This is a genomic window from Rhizobium sp. SVR5-2C, from assembly GCF_056755115.1.
This window is the reverse complement of the sequence record NZ_JBNDHT010000197.1, coordinates 1-9,209: the sequence shown is the minus strand read 5'-3', so window position 1 is coordinate 9,209 and position 9,209 is coordinate 1. Positions and strand designations below refer to the sequence as shown.

Annotated in this window: 8 protein-coding genes; all 8 read left to right on the top strand. The window is 60.5% G+C overall.

The window, feature by feature from the left end; translation table 11 throughout:
* The coding region (locus ACPYOI_RS32985; protein WP_481423956.1) for an FMN-dependent NADH-azoreductase at window positions 1-616 on the top strand (616 nt) is incomplete at its 5' end.
* A gap of 75 nt (window positions 617-691) precedes the next feature.
* Window positions 692-1,306 (top strand): LOG family protein, encoded by a 615-nt coding sequence (locus ACPYOI_RS32980; protein ID WP_481423955.1) that lies wholly within the window; start codon window positions 692-694, stop codon window positions 1,304-1,306.
* A 722-nt stretch (window positions 1,307-2,028) separates the two neighbouring features.
* Window positions 2,029-3,483 carry a PAS domain-containing protein gene (locus ACPYOI_RS32975; RefSeq protein ID WP_481419395.1) on the top strand — a complete coding sequence of 485 codons (1,455 nt, stop codon included), beginning with the start codon at window positions 2,029-2,031 and terminating at the stop codon, window positions 3,481-3,483.
* 215 nt (window positions 3,484-3,698) lie between these two features.
* Entirely contained in the window at window positions 3,699-4,394 is a 696-nt protein-coding gene (locus tag ACPYOI_RS32970) for a CerR family C-terminal domain-containing protein (RefSeq protein WP_481419394.1), read from the top strand.
* Window positions 4,391-5,401 (top strand): secretion protein HlyD, encoded by a 1,011-nt coding sequence (gene hlyD, locus ACPYOI_RS32965; protein ID WP_481419393.1) that lies wholly within the window; start codon window positions 4,391-4,393, stop codon window positions 5,399-5,401. The genes ACPYOI_RS32970 and hlyD overlap by 4 nt, the downstream gene beginning before the upstream one ends.
* Entirely contained in the window at window positions 5,398-7,140 is a 1,743-nt protein-coding gene (locus ACPYOI_RS32960; RefSeq protein ID WP_481419392.1) for an ATP-binding cassette domain-containing protein, read from the top strand. Before hlyD ends, ACPYOI_RS32960 begins: the two co-directional genes overlap by 4 nt.
* Entirely contained in the window at window positions 7,137-8,291 is a 1,155-nt protein-coding gene (locus tag ACPYOI_RS32955; RefSeq protein ID WP_481419391.1) for an ABC transporter permease, read from the top strand. The genes ACPYOI_RS32960 and ACPYOI_RS32955 overlap by 4 nt, the downstream gene beginning before the upstream one ends.
* 1 nt (window position 8,292) lies before the next feature.
* On the top strand, window positions 8,293-9,209 hold a 917-nt coding region (locus ACPYOI_RS32950), incomplete at its 3' end, for an ABC transporter permease (protein ID WP_481423954.1).

The window sequence follows — 9,209 nt, the reverse complement described above, 5'->3', positions numbered from 1 at the left end:
GATGAAGAACATCCTGCATGTCAACGCCAGCCCTCGAGGCAAGGCGGCGGAGAGCTACCGTCTCTCGCAGAGGATCATTGCCGCACTTCGGGAGCGCAGTCCCGACGCTGAGGTGATCGAACGCCCGATCGGGTCTGGCGCAATGCCGCATATCGACGAAAATTACGCTACCTCTCAGGGATCGGCCGAAGATATCTCCACGGAGGGTTCCTTCGCCTATTCGGAGGAACTGGTGCGGGAGCTTGAAGGCGCCGATTGCCTTGTTATCAGCACGCCGATGCACAATCTCTCCGTTCCCTCGACGCTGAAGGCCTGGATCGATCATGTGGTGCGCGCACGCCGGACATTCTCGATCGGCGCTGGCGGCAAGGTGGGCCTGCTGGCGGATCGCCCAGTCTTCATCGCCATCGCCTCCGGCGGCCGCTTTTCCGGCGAACGGGCCCGCCAGCCGGATTTCCTGACGCCCTATCTGACAACGATCCTCGCCATGATCGGGCTGAAGGACCTCTCCTTCTTTTCGGTCCAGGGAACAGGTGCCGGCGGCGATGTGCTGGTGCAGGCGAGGAATGCCACAGACCGGGAACTTGCGGCACATTTCGCATCTCTGCGTTACTGATACTGGTTCAGGGACGACTATCTTGCAAAGACGGATAGGCCCCGGCCGGCTTGACCTTGAACCGGCTGGCGTCTGATGCAAAAGATCACCGTGGGAGGAATGGCAAAGATGACGGCACGCTCGATCAAGGCAATAGCGGTGTTCTGCGGATCAAACTTCGGCGTGTCGGAAGACTTCGCCGAGGGTGCGAGAGGCCTTGGCAGGGTGCTTGCCGAGCAGGGGATCGCGCTCGTCTATGGCGGCACGACAAAGGGGTTGATGGGCATCATTGCCGATGCCGTGCTCGAAGCCGGTGGTGACGCCCATGGCGTCATCACCGAAAGCCTGCACCAGCGTGGCCATTCCCATCCTCGCCTGACCTCAAGCGAAATCGCCCCGACGCTGCGCTTCCGCAAGCAGCGCATGGCGGAACTCGCCGACGCCTTCATCGCACTACCGGGCGGCATTGGCACGATCGAGGAACTGATGGAGGTCTGGACTATGAACCAGCTTTCCGAAATCGACAAACCGGTCGGCCTCCTGAACTCCGCCAGCTTCTTTAACGCCTTCCTCCAGTTCATCGACCACATGGTCGACACCAAGTTTCTGCCGCCAGCGCATAGACACTCGATCTCGGTGAATGCAGATGCCAACGCCTTGGTCGACCAGCTTCGCAATCATGCGCGGGTGGAAGTGCCCAAATGGCTCTAGCGTGGGTGCGCCATCTGCAAGGCAAGGGACCGCAGCCGACGACGACGCCGACCGGACGCCGGGAACCGAGTGGGTTTCCGCCAGTTTGTATGGCTGGAACGCGAGGCGAACCTGCGGACTGTAGTTCCCCCAGTTTGGCGTTCCGCTTTCGCGGCTACAACTTTTGGAAGGCAGCTTGTAGCCGGAAACGCGATGGACGCGCTTTCTTACCCTTTTGGTAAGCAGGTCCATCGCGCATATCGCGGGGCACAAGGAACCTTTGTAAATCGAAGGCGTTAATTGCAAGCGCAGCGAGTCACGTCGAATTTAACGACGGAAGCAAAGCGGCCACCCCAACCTCGAGCCCTGGGATCGCAGGGCTCGTTCTCCCGATCCAGCCTCCAGCGTTCCAGCGCGTCCGCGCTGCTCTGCGCTTCGGTCCTCGCTTAGGGGCTGGTCCTAGCGTTTGCGCAACCTTGTCGTGAACCGAAGGAAAGCGTAGATTGCATATTCCGGATCTCGCAGGTGGAGGCCGCCTGCCGGTGTGAGGGCCTGTGAGCGAGGATGGCCTTATTTCTTGCCGACTGCAACTCTCAGTAAACGTAGTTGGCGCAGCGTTCCGTGCTTGCGAGGTGCACTCACGTTACGGGCATTCGTTTTGCATGCGTACTCAATCGACAGGCACCGACCCACTGGGCTCCAGCCCGCCGAGCAGTGTCGCCGTCACCAGCGGAGGCGGTGCGATGGGCGCGCTCATGCTCACAACGGGGCCGCTTGAGGAGGTGCTCGATGCGATCATGGAACTGCAGCACGCGGACTTTGGTGACGTGCAGCTCTATGATGCCGCGACCGGTACCCTCCGTGTTGTAGTACAAAGCGGGTTCGCGGACGAATTGCTCACTGACTTCCGAACAATCGACGCCAGCGACACTTCGGCCTGTGGGCAGGCGCTGAAGCAGGGCAACCGGATCATTGTCGAAGACGTCTTAAGAAATCCCGGCTTCGCATTTTACCGGGGCATCGCCCAAAAGTTTGGCTTTCGAGCCGTGCAGTCGACCCCTCTCATCGACCGTAACGGTGCGCGCCTCGGCGTGTTGTCCACCCATTTTCGCAAGCCGCATCGGCCATCCGAACGCGCCCTGCATCTGACTGACCTTTATGCCAGGCAGGCCGCGGACGTCATCTCTCTAATGCTTGCCGAACAGCGTCTGCGCGAGAGCGAAGAACGTTTTCGGAACTTTGCACAGAACTCAGCAGATGTGCTCTGGATCCTCGACGCGGCGTCGAAACAGCCGGAATATCTGAGCCCCGCCTTCATGCGAATCTGGGGCGAGTCGCAAGATATCGTTCTAGGGGACCTTGGCCGCTTTTTGGAAACCGTGCACCCGGAGGACCGTCAGGCGGTGATCGCTGCCGTTGATGCGGTACTGCAAAAGGGAGAGGTCATCGTTCAGGAGTATCGGATAATAAGGCCTGACGGGAGCGTGCGCTGGATCAGCGACACGCACTTTCCGATCCGGGACGAACACGGGGCGATCCGCCGGGTCGGCGGAATCGCCAAGGATGTCACACGCTACGACGAGCCGCTCGTCTATGTCATAGACGTCGAGGACGGTTCGCGAGAACAGCGCATTCTGATCCTTCAGGAGGCTGGCTACCAGGTGAAGGCGTTCGCGTCCGCCCGGCAGTTCCTGGAGGTCGCCCCGGCGCTCGTGCCCGGATGCGTGCTCCTCGACACCGCCGGCTCGCCTGAGGGCGGCGTGATGTTCCCGAAGGAACTAAAGGCTCGCCAGATGAACCTCCCGGTCATTGTCGTCGGCGACTATAACACCGATGTCAGGCTTGCGATCCAGGCGATGAAGGCCGGCGCAGCGGACGTACTGCAGGCCCCTTGCGCGCCGGAGACGTTGTTGACCGCGGTGGCATCAGCACTTGCAGAGCTACGGGAGCCACCACGCGCGAGCGACGACGCGCAAGCCCGTATCGGCGGTCTGTCACCTCGTGAACGCGAGGTTCTGGACGGGCTAATCCGCGGCGGCACTAACAAGACGATTGCGAGAGAACTCGGCCTCAGTCCCCGCACCGTCGAACTCTATCGCGCGCATTTAATGGAACGGCTCGGAGTTCGCACACTTCCAGAGGCCATCGTCATAGCGGCTTCTGCCGGGTTAATTCCTCTACCTCTCCGAGAGGTCTAGAGCACGCGGGCCGTGACATCGTCCATGGCTCCAACGAGAAAAGGTTTCCGCGCCGGGTGGTGAAGACTGGTATGGAATGCTTCTCGAAGGCCGTCGCACCTTCTGTGGCGCCGACAAACTCGGCAGTCCCTATCGGAATGGCTGCGGAATCGCTGCGTTCCTTTAATATAATTCATTCGATTGACTGAAAACCGGAATTGGCGTATTGCAGCACTATGAAAGACATCAGCAATTCACGAGCAGACACCCGAAGCGACGCCACCCGCGAGAAGCTCCTTTCGGCGGCGCTTGATGTATTTGGCCGATACGGCTTCGACGGCGCCAGCACACGCAAGCTTGCCGATACGGCAGGCGTGAATCTGCAGGCCATCCCCTACTACTTCGGAAGCAAGGAAGGGCTCTACATCGCAACCGCCGAACATCTCGCGGGAGTGGTCGCCGGACACGTGGCCGAAATACGCCAGCGCGTTGGCCGCTACCTTGCGGAGCTCGATCAAACCGGCACGCCGCTCAGTGTCGCCCAAGCGCGGCTATTTCTGACGGAGATCGTGCAGACGATGGTCGTTCTTTTCGTCAGCAAGGAATCAGAAGCCTGGGCACGCTTCATCATCCGCGAGCAGCTGGAGCCGACGGCGGCTTTCGAAAGGGTCTATGCCGGCATCATGGGACCGATGATCAATATGGGGCGGAGGCTGATCGGCACGATCTTGAAAGAGGATCCCGCCTCCGAAAACGTGCGTTTGCGCAGCCTCTCCTTCGTTGGCAGCCTTCTGGTTTTCCGGATGGCAAACGCGGCAGTGCTCGCGCAGATGGAATGGGATTCCATTGGCGAGGAGCAGCTCGCAAAGCTGCAAGATCATGCACGCAACCTTGTCGCCGCGCTCGAACCGGCGAAAGGAGAAGCAGAATGAACAAGGCCATCCCGGTTGCGATCCTTCTTGCCGGCGCGGCTGCGGCCGGGTGGTGGTACGACGTGCCATCCAGGCTCGGCTGGGCCCAGCAAGGCGAACAGCACTTCACGCTCTACGGCAATGTCGATATCCGCCAGGTCTCGCTCGCTTTTCGGGTCAACGGCCGAATTGAAGAAGCACTTGTCGATGAAGGAGACGCCGTAAAGCGCGGCGCTGTTCTGGCCCGGCTGGACGAGGAGCCCTATGAGTACGCGGTTCGCTCCGCCGAGGCGAATGTTGCCGCGTTGCGTGCTACGCTCGACAAGCTCAAGGCCGGTCCGCGAGCGACGGAGATTGCGCAGGCAAATGCATCCTACAACGAAAGCCTTGCCGACCTGGAGAACGCCAGCCTCGCTTATGACCGTGCCCGGCAGTTGCGACCTCAGGGCACGATCTCTCAGGCCAATCTCGATCAGGCGACGGCCGCAAGAGCGATGGCTGCAGCTCGCGCCGAATCCGCAAAGCAAGCGCTCGCCCTGCTGAAGGAGGGCAGCCGCGCCGAGGATATTGCGGCGGCGGCGGCGCAGCTGAAGGCTGCCGAAGCAACCCTCGAAACGGCGCGGACATCGCTCGCCGATACGCAGCTTCTCGCACCGAACGACGGCATCATCCTGTCGCGGATCAAGGAACCGGGCGCGATCGTGTCATCCGCCGATCCGGTCTATGTGCTGTCGTTGACGGAACCTGTCTGGATTCGCAGCTATGTCGCCGAAACGGATCTTGGCCGGATTCATCCGGGCATGAAGGTGAAGGTGACCTCCGATACAAAGCCGGATCAAGCCTATGACGGCACGATCGGCTTTATTTCTCCAGTCGCGGAATTCACGCCGAAGTCGGTCGAGACGCCGGAACTTCGCACCGACCTCGTCTATCGCCTGCGCGTCGTCATCGAAAAACCCGGCCCGGATCTTCGCCAGGGCATGCCCGTGACGCTGCGCTTGCCTTCATTGCAGACGGCAGAAAAATGAGTAACTCGGAAAAGCCGCGCGATATCGTCGAACTCGGTCGCCTGACCGACGTGACGAAGCGCTTTGGCACGGCGAAAGCGGCGCTGGACGCAATCTCGGGCTCGATCCGCGGCGGTGAGATCACGGGGCTCGTAGGCCCCGACGGTGCGGGCAAGACCACTTTGATCCGGCTGATGACCGGTCTGATGCTTCCGGATAGCGGCACAGTGGAGGTGCTGGGCTTCGGGACGCGCGACCGAGCGGCTGACATCCAGGCGGCCATTGGCTACATGCCTCAGCGCTTCGGCCTTTATGAGGACCTCTCGGTCCAGGAAAATCTCGATCTTTATGCTGACTTGCGCGGCTTGCCTAAGAGCGAGCGCGCCGCTGCCTTCGATGAGCTTCTGACCTTCACCGACCTGAAACGCTTCACCGGACGTCTTGCCGGAAAGCTGTCGGGCGGCATGAAGCAGAAGCTTGGGCTTGCTTGCGCACTTTTGAAGAAGCCGCGCCTTCTGCTCCTTGATGAACCTGGCGTTGGCGTCGACCCGATTTCCCGGCGCGACCTCTGGAAGATGGTCGAGAACCTGAAGCAGGAAGGCATCGGCGTCGTGTGGTCGACGGCTTATCTCGACGAGGCGGAAGCTTGCGATCGCGTTCTCTTGATGAATGAAGGCAGGCTGCTTTTTTCCGGCGAACCGAAGGAACTGACGCGCCGGGTCGAGGGCCGTGTCTCCCGGTTGACCGGTGTGTCGGGGCGCCGCCGTCAGCTGCTCGCCAAACTGTTGGACGAGGAAGGCGTCGTCGATGGCGTAATCCAGGGCGAAGCGATCAGGCTGGTCACTGCCGAAGGCCGGGTACCCAGCTTTGCCGCTGCCGGCGCAGCTATAATAAGTCCGGCCGAGCCGCGTTTCGAGGACGCGTTCATCGACATGTTGGGTGGTGGACCAGGCGGCCGGTCGCGGCTTGCGGAAGCGCAGGAAGCGCTTGCCAGAAAGGATGACAAGCCGGTCATCGAGGCGAAGGGGCTCACCAAGCGTTTCGGAGACTTCACGGCGGCCGAAAACATCACGTTCGAGATCCCGCGCGGCCAGATATTCGGACTGTTGGGACCAAACGGCGCGGGCAAATCGACGACCTTCAAGATGCTTTGCGGCCTTCTCAAGCCGACGAGCGGTGAAGGACGGGTGGCCGGCTTCGATCTGCGGCGCGACGCAGCCGAGGCACGCAATCATCTCGGCTACATGGCGCAGAAATTCTCGCTCTACGGCGATCTCAGCGTGGCACAGAATCTCCAATTCTTTGCCGGCGTCTACGGGCTGACCGGTGCCCGCAAGCGCGAGCGTACCCAACTGATGGCATCGATTTTCGATCTTGAATCCCGCCTCGCCATGTCCGCCAAGGATCTGCCATTGGGGCTCAAGCAGCGGCTGGCGCTCGCCTGCGCGGTCATGCACGAGCCGGAAGCACTCTTTCTGGACGAACCTACATCAGGCGTCGATCCGATCACGCGCCGCGAATTCTGGACGCATATCAATGCGCTCGTCGAAAAGGGCGTCACCGTGCTTGTCACGACGCATTTCATGGATGAGGCGGAATATTGCGATCGCATCTCGCTGATCTATCGAGGCCGTTCGATCGCTCTGGGCTCGCCAGATGAGTTGAAAGCGAAGTTCATAACTGCCGACAACCCCGATCCGACGATGGAAGATGCATTTATCGCGCTGGTGCAGGCTTCGCAGGAAAGGATTGCGGCATGACGGCCCCTCTCCCCAAAACGAGCGCGCTGTCCCTGTCCAACCGGGCCCGTCGCTTTGCTGCGCTTGTTCGGAAGGAGAGCCTTCAGGTGATACGCGATCCGAGCAGCATTCTGATTGCATTTGTGCTGCCGCTGATCCTGCTCTTTTTGTTTGGTTATGGCGTTTCGCTGGACACAACTCGAACGCGCGTCGGATTGGTGATTGAGGAAATGACTCCGCTGACGAATGATCTCGCGGCGAGCTTCCAGGGATCCCGCTATTTTTCGGTAACGACCGGCCGCGATAGACGGCTCTTCGAAGAGGATCTGGTGCTCGCCCGCCTGCGCGGCATCATCGTCATTCCGGCCGATTTCACGAGGAACTATGCAGCGGGCAATCGGCCGCAGGTACAGGTGATTGTCGACGGCTCCGATCCCAACACCGCCAATCTCGTCCAGAACTATGTCCAGGGCGCCGTCGCCAACTGGCAACTGCAACGGCAGTCCGAAACGGAGTTGACCGGGCCGCCCATTTCCGTGGAGCAGCGCTTCTGGTTCAATCCGGAGCTGACAAGCCGGTCGTTCCTGGTGCCGGGGTCGATCGCCATTGTCATGACGCTCGTCGGAACGCTGCTGACGTCGCTCGTCGTTGCTCGCGAATGGGAGCGCGGGACGATGGAGGCGATGATGGCGACCCCCGTCACGGCGGTTGAACTGCTGGCCGGCAAGATCCTTCCCTATTTCCTGCTCGGCCTGACCGCGATGACGCTGTGCGTTGTGCTTGCCGTATTTTTGTTCGGCGTTCCGTTTCGAGGTTCGGTCCTGGCGCTTTATGCCTTGTCGGCGGTTTTCCTCATACCGGCGCTCGGACAGGGTCTGCTGATCTCGGCTGCCACCAAGAACCAGTTTCTTGCCTCACAACTCGCGCTCATCACGGCGTTCCTGCCGTCCTTCCTGCTGTCCGGCTTCCTCTTTGAGATCAATTCGATGCCGACAGTGATCCAGTGGATCACTTTCATCGTGCCGGCGCGTTATCTGATCCCCAGTTTGCAGACAGTTTTCCTCGCCGGTGACATCTGGCCGATGTTCCTCCATTCAATCATCGCCATGGCCCTCATCGGTTCTGTGTTTTTTCTGCTCGCTGCGCGCAGCACCCGAAAGAGGATTGGCTGAGATGTGGTGGTCGAGATTGAAAGCGCTCATCGTCAAGGAACTTCTGGCGGTGCTCCGTGATCCGAAGGGCCGCGCCATCCTGATCGGCCCGCCGATCGTGCAGCTGCTGATCTTTTCCTATGCTGCAACGCTCGAGGTTCGAAATGTCGACGTGATGCTGCTCAACCGAGACACGGGTTACTGGGGGCAAGAACTCGTGGAGCGCATCGAAGGCTCACCGACATTCCGCCAGGTTTTCACAGCCGACACGCCGGCGACCGTACGGGATGCGATCGATCGCCAGACGGTGACTGTGGCAATCGAAATCGGCGCGGACTTCTCCCGCAAGATCGAAGCTGGGGAGCCCGCTGACCTGCAGGTCATTCTGGATGGCCGGCGCTCGAATGCGTCACAAATCGTCTCGGGCTACATCACGCAGATTGTCGCGGGATTGTCTGCGGAGACGCCTGCGGGAGTGCGCGGAGCTACCCGTTCCATCGCGACGGTGCCGCGCAACTGGTTCAATCCCAATCTGATCTTTCAGTGGTTCATGGTGCCAAACCTGATTGCGAGCATCGCGCTGCTGATCGGGCTCATCGTCACCGCCCTCTCCATCGCCCGCGAGCGCGAGCTCGGCACTTTCGACCAGCTGATGGTGTCGCCGCTTCGTACCCATGAGATCCTGATCGGAAAACTCATTCCGCCGATGATGATCGGGCTCTTTCACATGACGATCTATATTCTAGCGGCGATCTTCATTTTTGGCGTGCCGTTGCGCGGCTCGCTGCTGCTGCTTTACGGCAGTTCGCTTTTCTATCTCGCCGCGGTTGCCGGCTTGGGGCTTTTCATTTCTGCCCTGTCCATGACACAGCAGCAGGCGATCCTCGGCGCCTTTCTTTTCATGGTGCCGGCGATGCTTCTTTCCGGCTTTGCCACACC

Excerpts from the sequence above, each read along its gene's own strand:
- ACPYOI_RS32970 (WP_481419394.1), top strand. The coding sequence starts at position 3,699 with ATGAAAGACATCAGCAATTCACGAGCAGACACCCGAAGCGACGCCACC.
- hlyD (WP_481419393.1), top strand. The coding sequence starts at position 4,391 with ATGAACAAGGCCATCCCGGTTGCGATCCTTCTTGCCGGCGCGGCTGCG.
- ACPYOI_RS32980 (WP_481423955.1), top strand. The coding sequence starts at position 692 with ATGCAAAAGATCACCGTGGGAGGAATGGCAAAGATGACGGCACGCTCG.
- ACPYOI_RS32955 (WP_481419391.1), top strand. The coding sequence starts at position 7,137 with ATGACGGCCCCTCTCCCCAAAACGAGCGCGCTGTCCCTGTCCAACCGG.
- ACPYOI_RS32960 (WP_481419392.1), top strand. The coding sequence starts at position 5,398 with ATGAGTAACTCGGAAAAGCCGCGCGATATCGTCGAACTCGGTCGCCTG.
- ACPYOI_RS32975 (WP_481419395.1), top strand. The coding sequence starts at position 2,029 with ATGGGCGCGCTCATGCTCACAACGGGGCCGCTTGAGGAGGTGCTCGAT.